Here is a 16,960-nt window from a genome sequence, read left to right on the forward strand (position 1 = left end):
TAGGCTACGCGGACACCTGGGAATCCTGTGGGGGGATCGTGGATCTGAAGGACATCGCACAGTGGGACACCGCAGCACTGGAGCGACTGGAGCGGTCGCTGGCCGAGCGCCTGACGAAGATCGAGGCAGTGCGGGAGCGTCTTGCCGAGATTGGCCGGCTACCGCAGTGGCAGGGCGAATCCGCGGAGGCCGCACGCGGGCAATTCCAGGTGACGGCGGATGATCTGACCGACGAATCCGCCGCGATCGGTGCAGTGAAGCAGGTGGCAGGAGAGACCCTCGATGCGGTCGCGCACCTGAAGAAAGAGCTCGGCAGAATTCGAGAGTCGGCAGCAGCAAACGGGTTGGCTGTCACGGCCGACGGGGATGTCACCGACCTGCCCGGTCAGCTGGTCGAGGAGGGGGCGGCCGACGGACGCGAGCGGTTGCGCGCCGAACTTCGAGCTGCCGCGAGGGCGTTGATCTTGCAGGCCGAAGACGTTGATGCCGATGCCGCCGATGTCCTGAGAAATGCGGCGAGCGGGGAGATCGATGCGCGCGGTTCAGCTCATGCGGATGCCGTGGCCTCCGGCGAGCAGCGGGGGCACCTGTCGGCACCTGCGCCACCACAGAACGGCTCCCCACTCGACAACCGCGAGTACTGGGAAGCGATGCCGCAGCAGCAGCGGCGTGAGGTGATCGAGCAACATCCCGAGTGGGTCGGCAATCGTGACGGCATTCCGGCGGGGGTGCGTCATGAGGCCAACGTGAGCCTGTTCGATGACGAGCGAGCGCGGTTGGAGACCGATAGGGAAAGGCTCCGCGCAAGCTTGGATGACAACATTTTCGGTGGCACCTTCACCGCCGAGGATGCCGAACTGTGGTATGTCGAGCAGAAGTTGAAGGACCTCGAGGACCTCGAGAGACTCGTGAGCGAGTACCCCGATGGCAAGCTGATGTTGCTCGATCTGAAATCCGGAGAACGTGGGATGGCCGCGTTCGCTTTGGGTGATCCCGATACCGCCGATCACGTGTCGGTCACCACGCCGGGTGTCAACACCACGATCTCTTCCCTCGGGGGCATGACCGACGAGGGAAAAGCACTGAAGGCGGAGGCCGAGAAACAGCTGGACAAAGTTGGCCGCGGAAACGAAACGGTGGCGTCGATCGCCTGGTTGGGATATCAGCCGCCCACCACTTCAGGGCCCGGCAACTACGACGTGCCATTCACCGAACAGAATCTGGGCCGCGGGTGGCTGATCGACTCTTGGCAATCGGACCGGGCCGCCGCGGGAGCACCGAAGCTTGCCTCGTTCTACGAGGGAATTGATGTGGCTTCCGCCAATGCAGATCCGCACATCACTGCCCTCGGACATTCCTACGGTTCGTACACACAGGCTCTGGCACTGCAAGATCCGGGGCCGGGGCAGCCGGTGGACCATGCGGTGTTCTACGGGTCGCCAGGAATCAACGCGAACGACGAGCCCGATCTGGGTTTGGTGCAGGGCCACGGCTTCGTCATGCGTGCACACGACGATCCGATTGCAGTGGTCGACGGATTCGGAAGACTGGGCCCGGATCCGGTCCAGACGGAACTCGAGCAGCTGTCGGTGCGAGAAGCGACGACATCGGACGGTGTGCTTCGTGAGGATGCCAATGGGCACAGTGAATACCCCAGGCCGAGTAGCAATGGCGAACTCAGAACGTCCGGGTACAACATGGCCGTGATCGTCGCGGGCTTGCCGGAACTGGCTGTGCGGTGACGGCGCGTAATCGGTGGATGTGGAAGGTGGCCTGCGCGGTCTCCGCGATGGCTCTGGTGAGTGGATGTGGTGGTGTGATGGAAAATCCCTACAATTTCAGTGACGAGGAAATCGCTGAGGCGGCCGCCAAGGCTCGGGCCTGGCCGTCGCTCGCGGACACCGAACGGCTGGTTACCGATGCTGTGGTGCGGATCGGCGAGGCCGCCACAGGGATCGCCCCCAACGCGCGATTCCGATGGCACCGTGAGCGGAGCCAAGGAGGTGGTTGTCCGGGGCCGTACGCTTACACCGACGGGTTGTCGATCACCACGCAGGCATTGCTTTCGGACGTGCCGATCGATGAGTCGAACTGGCGGGCGGTGCTCGACGCGGCGCGTGCGATCGCGACCGAGGCTGGAATGGATCAACTCGAGGTGCTGGTGGACCAAGCCGGCCACCACGACGTGACGTTCTTCAGTGCCGATGGGAACCGAATTACGTTCGGCACCTTCAAGGCTGCGTCGATCAGGGGGATCACCGGCTGCCGCTACCCATGAGAATCGTTTGGCGCCCGTAGCGTTGGCGAGGGCGTGGGTCGAGGTCGTGAGTATTGCCCCTCACTCATATGAGGCGAGGGGCAATACTCGTTTCATCAGAATCTACTTCACGAACTCGAGGAGGAGGATTCTGAGACGAAGGCGAGGCCGACGCTTGGCCCACCGCCGGGCAATTGGATGAGTGGGCTCATGTTGAACTTGTCGGGTGTCGTATCGAATTTCGGAGTCGGCCCGACGAGGTTCGGTTCGTAGATCTCGTGCAGATTTACCAGAATTGATTGATCGCCATAGGATTTGGTGTAGAAGATATCCGGTGGGAAGTCTCCGAAGGTCACGAACTTCGCTGTGGGCGAACCCAAAATGTTTGCATCGTGCACGCGGCGGTACTCGCTGATGTTGTAGTAGCCGATCTTGCCCGTGTAGTAAGTCCTGGTTTGCGCCAGTTCGTAGATCGGGATTCCCGCATTGTGGGCTGCGAGCAGCGTTTGGCCGCTCACCCCTTGTGGGGCGGCGAGTTCGCCCACAGAGGCGCTGCCGGCTGCCGCGGTGATGGGTGCCAAGGGATCTCTACTCGGTGAGGCTGACGCCGGAGACGCCAACCCGACGACCACCGCAGCGGACAGCGCGACCGCAGCGGCGAGCTGCGTGGACCTACGAACCTGCATTCCTTGTGTTTCCTTCCCCTAGGTTGAACGGATTGCTGATGCACGCCTGGACGTGCAGAAGGTCAACTGCCGAACATATCTCCGATGCGGGGCGCCACCGCATCCGCCGGAAGCATCAGGACACGCTCGTTCGGTCCATCGTTGATGTAAACCTTTCCCTCGCTCACCGCAACGCCACCGCCGAAATCGAAGTTGCGGAACGGTACGACCGTTGCGGGGGAGGTGCCATCGGTGATCTTCCGGACACCCACATCCGTCGGCGCAGGACCGCTCACTGATCCGGGTCGGAAAGGCCGGTTGACGCTCTCGCTGACGTAGACGTCCCCGTTCTCGGCGGCAATACTCATGATCGATCTATCAGGCCGAAACGGCAGCACGGTGGGTTCCGATGTGCCCGCGGCAAACTTGACTACTTCGAGGGCGTGGAAGTCGGTGATGTACACGTTTCCGTTGTCGACTGCGATCGCACGCGGGCCCGAGGAATCGAAGGACAGCAACTCGGTCTGGGTCGACTCGCCGGCCGCGAGCTGGACCACACGCATGTTGTAAGAGTCTGCGACGTAGACGTTCCCATGCTCGACGGCAACTCCCATCGGCTGCTTCAGGCCGGTGAAGGGGAGTGCCCTCGGGGTCGACTCACCGGCTGCGAGTTCGAGGATCTGGCTGGTGCCGGTATCGGCGACGTAGACGTTGCCGTCCTCGACCGCGACCGCGCGTGGGTCGACGAGTTCGCCGAACGGCAAGGTGACCGGGCGAGAGTCTTCGGTGCCGAGTTTGAGCACGTTCTTGCTTGCACTATCGATGACGTAGACGTCTCCGCGATCGACGGCGATTCCACGCTGCCAGCGGACGCCAGGAAACGGAAGTGACGTCTGACCGGCAATGGGGGCACCCAGCTCGCGCAGCGTTTCGATGGCTGCGGCACTCAGATCAGAGATGGGGTCCGCGGCAGCCGGGGTCGCCCCCGCGATTCCTACCCCTAGCCCGATCGCCATCGTCGTTGCCAGTCCCGCGGTGTACCTTCTGTCACCAAACATTGTTTTCCCGCCCTGTGTGTATGCCGAAGAGCCGCAATCAATTGCCGAACTCGGTAGGTCAGTACCCGCCGAGGATGCTCACGGTCACCATGTCGCGCACGACATGGATTTTGTTACAGCGCCGGCTTCAGTTGCGCCCGGTGCTGAAGGGATCTGCCGTGTGGTCGACGAGATCGGCGACTGATTCCAGGACTACTGTGGGCCGATACGGGAACAACTCGACCGAATCCCGCGTCGAGATCCCAGTCAGGACGAGGATCGTCTGCAGCCCGGCCTCGAGTCCGCAGACGATGTCGGTGTCCATGCGGTCGCCGATCATCAGTGTGTTCTCGGAGTGCGCTCCGATGGCGCGCAGCGCCGACCGCATCATCAGCGCGTTCGGCTTGCCGACATAGTATGGGTCGCGCCCGGTGGCCCTGCTGATCAGCGCTGCAACGGATCCGGTTGCGGGGAGCGAACCGGCCCGGGACGGGCCGGTGGGGTCGGGGTTGGTGGCGATGAATCGCGCGCCCTTTTCCACCAAGCGAATTGCAGTGGTGATGGCCTCGAACGAATAGGTGCGGGTTTCGCCGAGGACGACGTAGTCGGGCTCGTTCTCGGTGAGGACGTATCCGATGTCGTGTAGTGCGGTGGTGAGCCCGGACTCGCCGACGACGTAGGCGCTGCCGCCCGGACGCTGGCTCGCCAGAAACGTCGCCGTCGCCAGCGCGGACGTCCAGATCGAGTCTTCGGGGACGTCCAGGCCGGTGCGCAGTAGGCGGGCGCGGAGGTCGCGTGGAGTCCTGATCGAGTTGTTTGTCAGGACCATGAACGGGATGCCGGCTCCTCGGAGTTCGGACAGGAACACGTCGGCTCCGGGGATCAGATGTTCCTCGTGGACGAGGACGCCGTCCATGTCAATGAGATAGGTCCAGCCCGGGTTCGCCTCGTTTGTGCTCACTCTTTCAGTATGGCGGCGGAGTGGCCTGCGCGAACAAGTGAGGCAGAGTGTCTGCGCGCCTATCCGAGCAGTCGCCACAGTCCGACGACGCCGACCACGACGATGGCTCCTCGTAGAGCGTTCGGTGACAATCGGCGACCGTAGCGGGCGCCGAGGACGCCACCGAGAAGTGAGCCTGCTGCGATGAGGCCGGCCACGGCCCAGTTGATCCGATCGAAGGCCACCAGCGTGTAGGTGGTCGCGGCCACGATGTTGACTATCAGAGCGAGTAGGTTCTTGGCGCCGTTCATCCGCTGAATGCTCTCGGGCAGGATCGCCCCCATGACCCCCATGAACAAGATGCCCTGTGCTGCCGTGAAGTAGCCGCCGTAGACGCCGACTGCGAAGGTACCGACAGTCAGTAGTGTCAGGCGCGTCGTGCTCAGTCCGGCTTCGTGGCTGCTACGTTGTCTGGCCCATGCCTGAATCTTGGGTTGCAGCATCACCAGCGTCAGTGAAATGACCAGTAGCACCGGGACCACGAGTTCGAACACCGCAGCGGGTAGCTGGACCAGAAGCCACGAACCGAGAACCGCACCGCACAACGAGGCCGGGATCTGCCACCGCAGACGTGGGCCCTGACCCACCAACTCCCGCCTGTATCCCCAGGTACCGGACACCCCACCGGCCACCAAGCCGACCGCATTGGACATCGTGGCGGTTACCGGCGGGAAGCCGAACGCGACCAGGGTGGGGAAGGTGATGAGTGTCCCGCTACCGACGACGGCGTTGATCGCGCCCGCACCCACTCCGGCCACGAGGATTGCGATGGCTTCGATTGATGTCACCGGGGCGACGCTACAAGGACGAGACGGCAAACGCGTGGCGACTTCGACCGGCGTTGCGAGCAGGGGCCTGCGTCTGCACCGTCCGAGACCGCGGTGGTCGTTCGAGTGTTTGCTCGTCGAATGGCGATGATTGAAAATCGGCTCGGTGGGGCATTCCCTCCGAATGGACACAGCAGAAGCATCTGTGCCCGGGTCTCGTGATGGGCTGATCGAGCAGTTGCGGCAGTACCTGAGTTCGATCACCTCCACGGACCTCGGCCCCGACGATGACTACTTCACGCTCGGATTGGTCAGCTCGTTGCGGGCCCTGGAGATCGTCACGTACATCGAAGGAACTCATGGCGTCGTAGTCGAAGTGGAAGATCTGGACCTCGACAACTTCCGTACTGTGGCTCGTGTGGCCGAATTCATACGCAGAAAGCGGGGCGAGAAGTCTCCTGTGCCGGACGGGGACGCGCGGTGATCGGTGTCGATTCCCTGATCGCCTCCGCAGAGACCGACGCCGCAGCCTGGGACGAGTCGGGTCTGCCGGTCGAAGTCATCGAGGCCGCCGCCAAGGCGGGAGTTCTAGGTTTGGATCGTTCGACGGACTACGGCGGTCTCGGCCTCACCGCCGTCGAACTCGGCTCGGTGGCGGAGAGGCTCGGGGCTGTCTGCACATCGCTGCGCTCGCTACTGACCATCCAAGGTCTGGTCAATGCTTCCGTCGATCGATGGGGCACGCCGGAACAACGAGCCCAATGGTTGCCCGCTCTCACGACCGGCGAACGGCTCGCCGGATTCGCGGCCACCGAAACCGGTGCTGGAAGCGATCTGGCGTCGGTGAGTACCACGTTCGAGCCGCACGGTTCGGATCACCGAATTTCGGGCCGGAAGCTGTGGGTCACGTTCGGCGAGGTCGCGGACGTGCTGCTGGTGCTCGGCCGGTCACCCGCGGGGCTGATGACCGCGCTCGTCGAGACCAACTCGCCCGGAGTCTCCGTCGACCCGATCCACGGACAGCTCGGCATGCGTGGCGCCAGGCTCGCCCATATCGGACTGGATGAGGTCGTCGTCCCTGCTGATCACCTGATAGCCCCGCCGGGGTTCGGACTGTCCCACGTCGTCAGCACCGCCCTTGACCATGGCCGGTACACCATCGCGTGGGGATGCGTGGGCATGTCGCGAGCCTGCCTCGGCGACGTCGTCGCGCACGCCGCCACGAGGGTGCAGGGCAGCACCGTACTGTCCGAGCATGATGGCGTCCGAGCGATCGTCGGACGCAGTTGGGTCGACGCAGCGGGTGCTCGCGCCCTGTGTGAACGTGCGGCGGAACAACGCGACGCCCACAAGCCCACCGCCATATTTGCGACGGTGGCCGCGAAGTTCGCCGCGTCCCAGGTCGCTGCTTCGGTGAGTCAACATGCCGTCCAGGTACTCGGTGCAGCGGGATGCGCATCGGACAGCCGGGTCGGTCGCTTCTTCCGTGACGCCAAGGTCATGCAGATCATCGAGGGGGCGACAGAAGTCGCGGAACTCCAGCTCGGTGACTACGTCTTGGGGGGAGGAGCGCGATGACTGCTGACGGACCGGTCACCATCGAATCGGTTGCGCTCTGGTTCCCCGACGACGAAGTGAAGGTGGCGAGCTTGCCGGAACTTGACGAGTTGCCGATCGCGCAGCGTGAGCATGCGTTGTCCCTGGGTATCGACACGGTCCGGACCGGTGATGGGTACTCGGAGGTGGACCTGGCTCACGCCGCTGCGGCCGAGGCGCTCCGCAAGTCGGGTGTCGACGCCACGCAACTCGACGCTCTGCTGCTCGTCCAGGGACGGGTTCCGCAGTACTTGCTCGCCTCCGAGGCGACGCGGCTGCAACGAAAGCTCGGCGCGAGTCGTGCGTTTACCACCACGGTGGGTGACCTCGGGTGCGTCTCGATCTCGGCGGCATTCACCCTTGCCGCCGCGTTGCTCCGATGCGACCCGCGATGCCGCAAAGTCCTCGTCGTCGCTGCCTCCAAGAGTCCGACGCCGTCGCGGTACAGGTCGCCGATGACGTTATTGGGTGACGGTGCGGCCGCGGTGCTGTTGACTATGTCGGGGACCGGACTGTACGAGATCGTCGACCAGACGGTTCGTAGCGACGGGAGGTACTCCGACTTGTTCCGTATCGACTACCAGAACGTGCGGGTGGAGGACTGGCGGGAGGAATGCGCCGACGAACCTACGTACTCGTTTCGTCTCGCAGTCGAGAGCCGCAAGCGGTTCACCGAGATCAACGCCGATCTCCTCGCGCGGAACGGACTCGAGCGGGACGCGCTCGGCGCCTTCCTGATGCAGAACCTGTCGGTCGGTGCGTTCGCCTTCTGGGGGGAGGCGCTCGACGTCACTATCGATCCCGTCTGCCGCGACAATCTGTCCCGATTCGGACATCTCGGATCCGTCGATATCGCGTTGAACCTCGAACGCGCAGCGAGTGCCCAGGCGATCGGCCAGAACGTCCTGATCATGAACAGCAGCCCGGTAGCGGCGTGGAGCAGCGCGCTGCTCCGTAGGTTGCCGGACGCGACGCGGGACGGGCAGTGATCGCTATGGACCCGGCTGTGAAATGCGTCGTGTGGGATCTGGACGACACCATCTGGGACGGAGTCGTTCTCGAACAGGATGCGCCGGTGCCGAAACCGGAGGCACTGTTGGCACTGGATGTTCTCGATCAGCGGGGGATATTGCACGCAGTAGCGAGCAGAGGGGAGTTCGAGCCCGCTGCGGCGCATTTGCGAACCCATGGCATCGAGGAAATGTTCAGCGCCATCGACGTCAGTTGGGGGCCCAAATCGGAGTCGGTACGCCGGATCGCAGAGAGTTTGAACATTGGCCTCGATGCTGTCGCTTTCGTCGACAACGACCCTTTCGAGCGTGCCGAGGTGTCCGGGGCGCTGCCTCAGGTGCGTTGCTACCCGGCCGAGCAGATAGCCAACTTCCCAAACCTTCCGGAGCTCACGCCTGCCTCGATTACCGAAGAGGCGCGGCAGCGAAGGGCTCTGTATAGAGCAGAACGGATCCGGAAGATCGGAGAACAGGAGTTCGAGGGCTCGAACTCGCAATTCCTGGCGTCGCTCGAACTGGTCATGACCGTCCGCAGGGCGAACGAGGGCGACTTGGCACGCGCACACGAGCTGACCGTCCGATCGAATCAACTCAACACGACAGGACAAACATTCGGCATCGACGAACTGCGAAGGCTCTGCGCTTCGAGCGAGCACGAAGTGCTCGTCGCTTCTCTCTCCGACCGGTTCGGCGGATACGGCACGATCGGACTCGCGGTGTCCGAGATGAGCGATGACGAATCCGTTCTCAAACTGCTGTTGATGTCGTGCCGGGTGATGTCTCGCGGGGTTGGGACAGCCTTCATTCAGCACGTCGTCGACCGGGCACGGGTGCGGGGGAAGCGTGCTCTTGCGGAGTTCGTGCCGACCGAGGTGAACCGCGTCATGCTGGTGACGCTACGGTTCTCGGGTTTCGAGGTTGTCGACTCGCATCCCGCCCGGATGGTGTTGATGTGCAGCGACGTTCGACGCGAAGCTGCGCCGAGTACCAGTCACGTCGAGGTTCGCTCGGAAGACGTGATGCCTTCGAGAGACGTACTGCCATGACGGATGTGCTCATGCGTGGTGGAGTGATGCACGAGATTCTTCGGCAGTGCGGTCGGATTCCCGATCGGATCGCGATCGTGGTGGGAGATCGGTCGCTGACGTATCGGGAACTCGAGTCGGAGAGCGCTGCGCTCGCTCGGCTGCTGCGCCGCCGGGGAGTCCGGTCGGGGCAGGTCGTGCTGATCCATCAGCAGCAGAGTGTCGCGACGTTGGTCGCCATGTTCGCAGCGCTGAGGCTGGGCGCCGCGTGGTGTGTGATCGAGCCGGGGCATCCGGTGCGGCAGCTCCGGACGTTGATCGGCGATATCGATTGCGGTGCAATTATCTTCGGTTCCCTGGATCCGAAGACGTCAGCGGAGTCGGTTCGCGGGCTGGCCGAGAGCGCAAGGCGCCTACCTGTGCTGCACGACCTGGATTCGCAACACTCGCCCACTGTGGCCGCGTCCACGACCATTCCCGAGACGATTCCCGTCGCCATGCCCGCCTACGTGATCACCACCTCCGGGTCCACGGGTATCCCGAAGGCCGTCGTGGCCAGCAGGGCCAATCTCGCGGCCATGGTCGGGGGCCGGAGCTACGACTACGACGAGGCGAATCTCGTTGCATTCTCGGCATTCCGGTTCACCTGGGACGGATCCCTGCTGAAGACTCTCTGGACTCTCTGCAGGGGAGGAACGAGTGTGTTGCCCGATGCCGGCGAACTGATGGATGCCGAGGCCGTCGCCGCGCTCGCACAGAAATGGCAGGCCACCCATCTGGTGGCGACGCCCTCGTTCTATCGCTTGCTGCTGCCTCATCTCGCACCGCTGCGCGCGCATCTGCGGCTGGTTACGCTTGCGGGCGAAGCGCTGCCGGGAACCCTGGTCGAACAGCACCGCGCGGTACTCCCCGGGATTGCGTTGCGCAACGAGTACGGTCCGACCGAAACTACCGTCAGCTGCCTAGCCCACTCGGTGCGAGACGTTCCCGCATCCATCGTGCCGATCGGCAGGCCACTGGGGCGGACCACGGCGTATGTCCTGGATGCGGACCTAGAGCCGGTGCCGAACGGAACGATCGGTGATTTGTACGTAGGTGGTCCGCAGATAGCTGAGGGCTATGCCTGTCGCCCGGCTGCCACGGCGGCGCGATTCGTCGCTGATCGGTTCACGTCGCAGCCGGGCGCGCGGATGTACCACACCGGTGACCTCGCACGCGTCGACCGGCACGGCGATATCGAGTTCTGCGGACGGATGGACGGCCAGGTCAAGGTGAGGGGGGCCCGAGTCGAGAGGCATGCGGTCGAAGCCGCTCTCGAGAGTCACCCGTCTGTTCACCAGGCAGCGGTATTGGCGAGTGTCAACGCCCACGGGGAGACCGTCCTGACCGCCTTCTGGGTTCCTGCATCGACGGCGACGTTGCTACCCACCACCGGAGAGTTGATAGCTCATTGCGCAGACCTGGTCGTCGCACAGGCAGTGCCGGACCGATTCGTTGCTCTGGGTGCGCTTCCGTTGGCGCCGAGCAGCAAGGTTGACGAGACCGCTCTGCGCGAGATGTTGGCGGGCGGGGGTGGTGAGTGTTGACAGTGTCCCGGTTTGAAGGCAATCTCGGGTTTCGGCTGTCCGGCAGGACTGACGAACGGTCGGTTTCGCCGCGCAGTGTGGTTGCTCCCGGGCACTCTGTTTTGGATGCGGTAATTATGGATGGACGTGGTTCGCAGGGTTCGGTTGGCGAATACCCCTGTGCCACGAACCTTTCCGAGTCTCCGTTCCCGCTGTCTGCGGTGCAGTACGACACTTGGCTGGCTCAGCAACTGGCCCCGGATGTTCCGCTGTGTATCGCGCACTACGTAGAGCTGTACGGTGACCTGGATGTCGACCTTCTGCGTCGAGCCACGGTGGACACAGCCGACGAATTCGGATCGCCATTTCTTCGGTTGATCGAAAGGGACGGGCAGCCGTTCCAGATCGTCGACCCGTCGACCGACCGTTCGATGGGCTTGCTGGATTTCCGCGACGACGCCGATCCGGTCAATGCCGCTCAGCTGTGGATGCGTGCCGACTGTGAGACACCACTGGACCTGACCCGCGACAGGCTGGTCGAGTCCTCGATTCTCCGAATTGGCGACGAACACTACTGGTGGTACAGCAAGATTCACCATATCGCGCTCGATGGCTACGGTGCGATGACCTTGCTGAACCGTATCGCAGCCCGATACTCCGCGGCAGTGTCGGAGCAGGAACTGCCGCAGAACCAAGCTGCGGACCCCCGACTTCTGTACGACGCCGATCAGGAGTATCGGTCCTCCAGTCGGTTCGCGGCGGACCGGAAGTTCTGGTCCGACCAAGTCGCCGGGCTCGGCCCTGGATCGAGTCTGGCCAGAAGGGTCGCGCCAGCAGTTGCTGCCGGCATCGGTGTCAGCGCGCCGCTTTCGGATTCGGCAATGCGAGCAGTCGTCAGCGCCAGCCGCCTTGGTGCGGCGAAGATCATCGCCGGGTTCGCCTGCTACCTGTCGAGGGTGACGGGACGCCAGGAAGTGCTGGTACAGATCCCGGTATCGGCCCGGACGACCGCGGTTGCACGACGGTCGGGTGGCATGATGGCGGGCGCGGTGCCGCTTTCGGTGCGGATCCGGCCCGCAGACACAGTCGGTGAACTGGTCGAGCGGGTACACCTGGGTCTGATGGGTGCGCTGCGGCACCAGCGTTTCGGTCTCGGTGACATCCGCAGGGATGCCGGCGCGGCCAAGGCTGACGCGCTGTCGGGACCCATGGTCAACGTGATGCTCTTCCAGCAGAAACTCGCGCTCGGTTCGATCACCGGCCAGTACCACATCGTCACCTCCGGACCGGTCGAGGATCTGCTGGTCAATGTGTACCAGAGCGGCACCCCGAGCCAGACCTTCGTGCAATTTCTGGCCAACCCGGATCGCTATGGCGCCGAAGATGTCCGAGACCATCACCGCCAGTTCTCGGAGCTACTCGGCGAGTTCCTCGAGGCAGAAGACGATACCGCGATATCGACCATCCACGACGACTCGGCCCGCCTCGAGTACTGGATTCGCGTGCTCTCGGGCGCACCCCCACTCGTGGAACTGCCCGCCGACCACCCACGGCAGGCCCGACCCTCTCGACTCGGCGCCACGGTCGATGTCGATCTCGGTGCCGACAGTCATGATCGAATGGTGACGCTCGCCGAAGAACATCGGACGAGCGTCTATACCGTGACGCACGCGGTGCTGGCGTTGATGCTGTCGCGGCTGGCGCGGATAGACGACGTCGTGATCGGCGCTGTTGTAGATCCAAAGGCGGACACCGCTCTAGATCCCGAGGTGGTGCCGTTGCGGACCCGCGTGTGCGGGGCCGCGCGATTCAGCGAATTCGTCGAGGCTGTGCGGGGCGCGGACGCGGAGGCGTTCGCGCACCATGGTGTATCGCTGGAGCGCATCATGGACGTACTGGACCCGCCCCGGACCGCTTCGCACGCACCGTTGTTCCAGGTTCTGCTCGAGCTCCGCGCCGGTGAGGATCGCGGTTGGCTGGAGAGTCCGCAGATCGGCGACCTCGATCTGCGGGTGACGGTGTTCGAGCGGTACAACCAAGGCGTCCCGGTTGGATTGACGGCCCGATTCACCTATGCCACAGACTTGTTCGACGCCGAAACTGTCGAGGGATTCGCCAGCCGCTTTATACGGATTGTCGATGCCGCCGTCGCGGACCCGTCCGTCCCCGTCGGCGACATCGACTTGCTCGAACCGTCAGAGCGAGTTCTGCGGCATGTGACCACAGGATCGGTGCCCTCCGTCGATACGACACTGTCCGAGCTGTTTGCCGCGCGGGCGGCGCAGTGTCCCGATGCCCTCGCGCTCGTGTCCGGAAATGAGCGTCTGAGCTACCGGGAGCTTCAGCGCCGTTCGGACCGCCTTGCCCGGCATCTTCTCTCTCTGGGCGTGGGTGCGGAGTCGGTAGTGGCGGTCGCGGTGCCCCGGTCGGCGGCGCTGGTCGTCACGCTCGTGTCTGTCACTGTCGCCGGCGCGGCCTATCTGCCGATCGACGTGGACCACCCTGGTGGTCGGACGGAGCTGGTGCTCGACGACGCCAGCCCAGCGTGCATCGTGGCCACACGTGATACCGCGTCGACACTGCCACCGTCGGACGTGCCGGTCGTCCTTCTCGATTCCGCATCTTCGAATTCGACGGACTTCGACCTCGATGGCATCACGGAGGAACCACTGACCCACGTGGAAACGGCGTCGACCGATCCGGACTCTCTCGCATATGTCATCTACACCTCGGGCTCGACGGGACGCCCGAAGGGTGTCGCGGTCTCACACCGAAGCGTGGTCGCTCTGTTCACGAGCACCCAGCAATTGTTCAGCTTCGACGGCGACGACGTGTGGACGATGTTCCACTCACCGGCTTTCGATTTCTCGGTCTGGGAACTGTGGGGCGCCTTGCTGCACGGTGGAACTCTCGTTGTCGTCGACTTCGAAGTCAGCAGGTCACCGGTGGCCTTTCTCGAACTGTTGCGTAGGGAACGGGTGACGGTGCTGAGTCAGACGCCGGCCGCGTTCTCTCAACTGACCGAGGTCGCCGTTGCGGCCGACCCCGATCCGCTAACGCTCCGATATGTCGTGTTCGGTGGTGAGTCACTCGACTTCGCACAACTCGACCGGTGGTACGCGCATTATGGGGCGGACTCACCGGTGATGGTGAACATGTACGGCATCACCGAAACGACTGTGCACGTGAGTCACCTTCCCCTGGACCGCTCCCTCGTGGCCGGTGCGTGGACGAACATGATCGGGCAAGCGATTCCCGGATTTCATGTGTCGGTGCTGGATTCGCGGCTGCATCCGGTTCCGGTGGGTGTTGCGGGTGAACTGTACATAGCAGGTCCTCAAGTGGCTCGCGGCTATCGCGGGAACCCCGGACTGACCGCCTCCCGCTTCGTCGCGGACGCATCGGGAAAACGGATGTATCGCACCGGCGATGTGGTCCGGTGGCGACGCGACGGGGGCCTCGAGTATCTCGGCCGTGACGATCTGCAGGTCGAGATCCGTGGATTCCGTATCGAATTGGGTGAAGTGGAGTCGGTACTGAGTCGATGTGCCGGGGTCGAACAGGCGGTCGTGACGTCGCGTCAGGATCCGGTGACAGGGTCCGCACTCGCGGGTTACGTAGTACCGGGCGCCGGCACCATCGTCGATGCTGGGGCGGTGCTCGATGCCGCGAGAACCGCCTTGCCCTCGTATATGGTCCCTGCTTCGGTGACGATCCTCGACCGGTTGCCTCTCACGGTGAACGGAAAATTGGACCGGGCCGCACTGCCTGCGCCGACCTTCGATCCCCGTGCGGAATTCGTTGCGCCGAGTACGCCCATCGAGAAGGAGCTTGCGGAGATCTTCGCATCGCTGCTCGAATTGCCCGCGGTCGGCGTCGACGACGACTTCTTCGCGCTCGGAGGAAACTCGTTGATCGCGGCTAAAGCGGTGGCACGAATCCATGCGGTGCTCTGTGTGAGCGTCGGAGTACGTGACATCTTCGAGACCAAGACCGTGCGGTCACTGGCGGCACTCCTGAAGGATGCGGAGTCGACGATTCGTCCGCCCCTGCAGGCCAACGAGCGTTCCGGCCTGGTACCGGTGTCGGCGGCACAGGCTCGAATGTGGTTTCTCGACCAGTTCGACGCGACATCGCCTGCCTACAACATTGCGGCAGCTTTCCGGCTGCACGGTCGGCTCGACGTCGCTGCATTGGGCGCTGCACTGAGGGACGTGGCGGACCGGCACGAGGTACTGCGGACGGTGTTTCCGTTTCGGAGGGACACGCCTGTGCAGTCGGTGATGCCGGCGTTGGAAGCCGTGCCTGACCTCCGCGCCGTGGTGGTAGCGGGGGAAACCGAGTTGCAGGACGAACTAGAGGCCGCGCTGTCGACCGGCTTCCAGGTGACGACGCAGGTTCCGCTGCGGGCGCACTTGTTCGAGGTGGGCCCGCGCGACTACGCACTGGCCGTGGTGGTGCATCACATCGCGGCGGATGCACTCTCGCTGGCTCCACTCGCCCGAGACGTAACGACCGCGTACACGGCCAGGGCGCGGGGACACGCACCGGATTGGGCCCCGCTGCCTGTGCAATACGCCGACTACACCATCTGGCAACGGTTGCTGCTCGGATCGGAGGAAGACCCCAACTCGCTGATGTCGCGGCAACTCCGGTACTGGCGTTCCACGCTTGCCGACGTGCCGGGCGAGACCGCGCTCCCGACGGATCGTGATCGTCCCGAGCGCCGTTCCCTCGAAGGTGCGCGAGTCTCCTTCTCCGTCGACGATCAGCTGCACCGACAATTGGTGTCCCTTGCTCGACGTCACGATGCGACGATCTTCATGGTCATACATGCCACGCTCGCAATACTGGTGTCCCGTATGACGGGTACTGGCGACGTGGTGATCGGGTCTGCCGTGGCCGGGCGCGGTGAGGCCGTGCTCGACGATGTAGTAGGGATGTTCGTCAACACCGTTGCCCTGCGCACACCGGTTCGGGCCCGCGATTCGTTTGCAACCCTGCTTGCCGATGTGCGGGACCGCGATCTCGAGGCGTTCGCGTGCGCGGAGATTCCGTTCGAGCGGGTTGTGGAGGCTCTGGACATCCCGCGCACGACTGCGTATACACCGCTGTTTCAGGTGTTCTTCGAGTTCCAGGACATCGAGCGGCCGACTCCGGTTCTGCCGGATTTGCAGGTGGAGCAGATCGACCTCGGTGTCTCCGTCTCCGTCTTCGACCTACAACTGACGATGGCCGAACAGTGGTATGAAGACGGTTCCCCCGCCGGGATGCTCGCAGGATTCACCTATGCCACAGACATTTTCGATGCGGCAACTGTGCAGAAGTTCGCCGAGCGGTTCCTGCGACTGCTCGACGCTGTCGTGACTGCTCCGGATCGGCCGCTCGGGCGATTCGATCTGCTCGTTCCCGAGGAGCGAGCGACGCTTGTTCCGATGTGCGGGCCGCCCACAGGCGCCACCGCACTATTTCCGGAGATTCTCTCTGCGGCGGCCGCCCGCAACCCGGACGCTGTCGCGTTGTCGTACGGCAACGAGGTCATGTCGTATCGAGAACTCGACGAGTGGTCGAATCACGTGGCCTGGATCTTGATCCGGCGCGGCGTCGGACCGGAAGACCAGGTGGCGATCGGGCTCGCTCGGTCGGTCGAGTTGGTGGTGTCGGTGTGGGCGGTGGCCAAGTCGGGTGCATCGTTCGTACCCGTCGATCCGAGTCTGCCGCCAGAGAGGATCGCCGGTATCGTCGCGGATTCCGGGGCAGTGGCAGGCCTGACCGTCTCCGAGCAGCGGGAGCGGATGCCGGACGGAGTGCAGTGGCTACTCCTCGATCGTCCAAGCCCATCACTGCATCGGGAATCTCGTTCGATCACAGACGATGACCGAGTCGTCCCGCTGCGGCCGCATCATCCGGCGTACCTGATGTATACGTCGGGGTCGACGGGGAGGCCGAAGGGTGTGGTGGTCACGCATGAGGGTGTGGCGAATTTGGCTGTCGAGGAGCGTGATCGGTTTTCGGTGACGTCGTCGTCGCGGGTGTCG

At 63.8% G+C, this 16,960-nt stretch carries 12 protein-coding genes; 8 read left to right on the top strand and 4 right to left on the bottom strand.

Annotated features, from left to right (window positions below; translation table 11 throughout):
• The first annotated feature begins 38 nt into the window (after nucleotides 1-38).
• Both AB0I57_RS14840 and AB0I57_RS14845 read left to right on the top strand, forming a co-directional pair.
• Nucleotides 39-1,742 carry an alpha/beta hydrolase gene (locus AB0I57_RS14840; protein WP_358336351.1) on the top strand — a complete coding sequence of 568 codons (1,704 nt, stop codon included), beginning with the start codon at nucleotides 39-41 and terminating at the stop codon, nucleotides 1,740-1,742.
• A gap of 77 nt (nucleotides 1,743-1,819) precedes the next feature.
• Nucleotides 1,820-2,278 carry an LppA family lipoprotein gene (locus AB0I57_RS14845; protein ID WP_358336354.1) on the top strand — a complete coding sequence of 153 codons (459 nt, stop codon included), beginning with the start codon at nucleotides 1,820-1,822 and terminating at the stop codon, nucleotides 2,276-2,278.
• Between the two features lie 107 nt (nucleotides 2,279-2,385).
• Here the strand turns inward: AB0I57_RS14845 and AB0I57_RS14850 are convergent, their stop codons facing one another.
• From AB0I57_RS14850 to AB0I57_RS14865, 4 genes are all read right to left on the bottom strand, one after another.
• Nucleotides 2,386-2,943, bottom strand: coding sequence for a hypothetical protein (locus AB0I57_RS14850; RefSeq protein WP_358336357.1), 558 nt, complete (start codon nucleotides 2,941-2,943; stop codon nucleotides 2,386-2,388).
• Between the two features lie 62 nt (nucleotides 2,944-3,005).
• Complete coding sequence (locus tag AB0I57_RS14855; RefSeq protein WP_358336360.1) at nucleotides 3,006-3,980, bottom strand: hypothetical protein; 975 nt, start codon at nucleotides 3,978-3,980, stop codon at nucleotides 3,006-3,008.
• Between the two features lie 127 nt (nucleotides 3,981-4,107).
• Entirely contained in the window at nucleotides 4,108-4,920 is an 813-nt protein-coding gene (locus AB0I57_RS14860; RefSeq protein ID WP_358336363.1) for an HAD-IIA family hydrolase, read from the bottom strand.
• A 59-nt stretch (nucleotides 4,921-4,979) separates the two neighbouring features.
• Complete coding sequence (locus AB0I57_RS14865; protein ID WP_358336366.1) at nucleotides 4,980-5,747, bottom strand: sulfite exporter TauE/SafE family protein; 768 nt, start codon at nucleotides 5,745-5,747, stop codon at nucleotides 4,980-4,982.
• Between the two features lie 163 nt (nucleotides 5,748-5,910).
• Here AB0I57_RS14865 and AB0I57_RS14870 point away from each other — a divergent pair, with 163 nt between their 5' ends.
• The 6 genes from AB0I57_RS14870 to AB0I57_RS14895 all read left to right on the top strand — a co-directional run.
• The gene (locus tag AB0I57_RS14870; RefSeq protein ID WP_358336369.1) at nucleotides 5,911-6,210 is read left to right on the top strand and encodes an acyl carrier protein; all 300 of its coding nucleotides are present in this window, start codon (nucleotides 5,911-5,913) and stop codon (nucleotides 6,208-6,210) included.
• Nucleotides 6,207-7,304 carry an acyl-CoA dehydrogenase family protein gene (locus AB0I57_RS14875; protein ID WP_358336371.1) on the top strand — a complete coding sequence of 366 codons (1,098 nt, stop codon included), beginning with the start codon at nucleotides 6,207-6,209 and terminating at the stop codon, nucleotides 7,302-7,304. The genes AB0I57_RS14870 and AB0I57_RS14875 overlap by 4 nt, the downstream gene beginning before the upstream one ends.
• Nucleotides 7,301-8,311 (top strand): 3-oxoacyl-ACP synthase, encoded by a 1,011-nt coding sequence (locus AB0I57_RS14880; RefSeq protein WP_358336374.1) that lies wholly within the window; start codon nucleotides 7,301-7,303, stop codon nucleotides 8,309-8,311. Before AB0I57_RS14875 ends, AB0I57_RS14880 begins: the two co-directional genes overlap by 4 nt.
• Nucleotides 8,308-9,378 carry an HAD-IIIC family phosphatase gene (locus tag AB0I57_RS14885; RefSeq protein ID WP_358336377.1) on the top strand — a complete coding sequence of 357 codons (1,071 nt, stop codon included), beginning with the start codon at nucleotides 8,308-8,310 and terminating at the stop codon, nucleotides 9,376-9,378. The genes AB0I57_RS14880 and AB0I57_RS14885 overlap by 4 nt, the downstream gene beginning before the upstream one ends.
• On the top strand, nucleotides 9,375-10,943 hold the full coding sequence (locus AB0I57_RS14890) for an amino acid adenylation domain-containing protein (protein WP_358336380.1): 1,569 nt from the start codon (nucleotides 9,375-9,377) through the stop codon (nucleotides 10,941-10,943). The genes AB0I57_RS14885 and AB0I57_RS14890 overlap by 4 nt, the downstream gene beginning before the upstream one ends.
• A 116-nt stretch (nucleotides 10,944-11,059) precedes the next feature.
• A partial coding sequence (locus AB0I57_RS14895; RefSeq protein WP_358336383.1) for an amino acid adenylation domain-containing protein occupies nucleotides 11,060-16,960 on the top strand: 5,901 nt, incomplete at its 3' end.

The sequence above is a fragment of the Rhodococcus sp. NPDC049939 genome (genome assembly GCF_040656415.1).
GTDB lineage: Bacteria > Actinomycetota > Actinomycetes > Mycobacteriales > Mycobacteriaceae > Rhodococcus_F.

Excerpts from the sequence above, each read along its gene's own strand:
- AB0I57_RS14880 (WP_358336374.1), top strand. The coding sequence starts at position 7,301 with ATGACTGCTGACGGACCGGTCACCATCGAATCGGTTGCGCTCTGGTTC.
- AB0I57_RS14850 (WP_358336357.1), bottom strand. The coding sequence starts at position 2,943 with ATGCAGGTTCGTAGGTCCACGCAGCTCGCCGCTGCGGTCGCGCTGTCC.
- AB0I57_RS14845 (WP_358336354.1), top strand. The coding sequence starts at position 1,820 with ATGGAAAATCCCTACAATTTCAGTGACGAGGAAATCGCTGAGGCGGCC.
- AB0I57_RS14870 (WP_358336369.1), top strand. The coding sequence starts at position 5,911 with ATGGACACAGCAGAAGCATCTGTGCCCGGGTCTCGTGATGGGCTGATC.
- AB0I57_RS14855 (WP_358336360.1), bottom strand. The coding sequence starts at position 3,980 with ATGTTTGGTGACAGAAGGTACACCGCGGGACTGGCAACGACGATGGCG.
- AB0I57_RS14890 (WP_358336380.1), top strand. The coding sequence starts at position 9,375 with ATGACGGATGTGCTCATGCGTGGTGGAGTGATGCACGAGATTCTTCGG.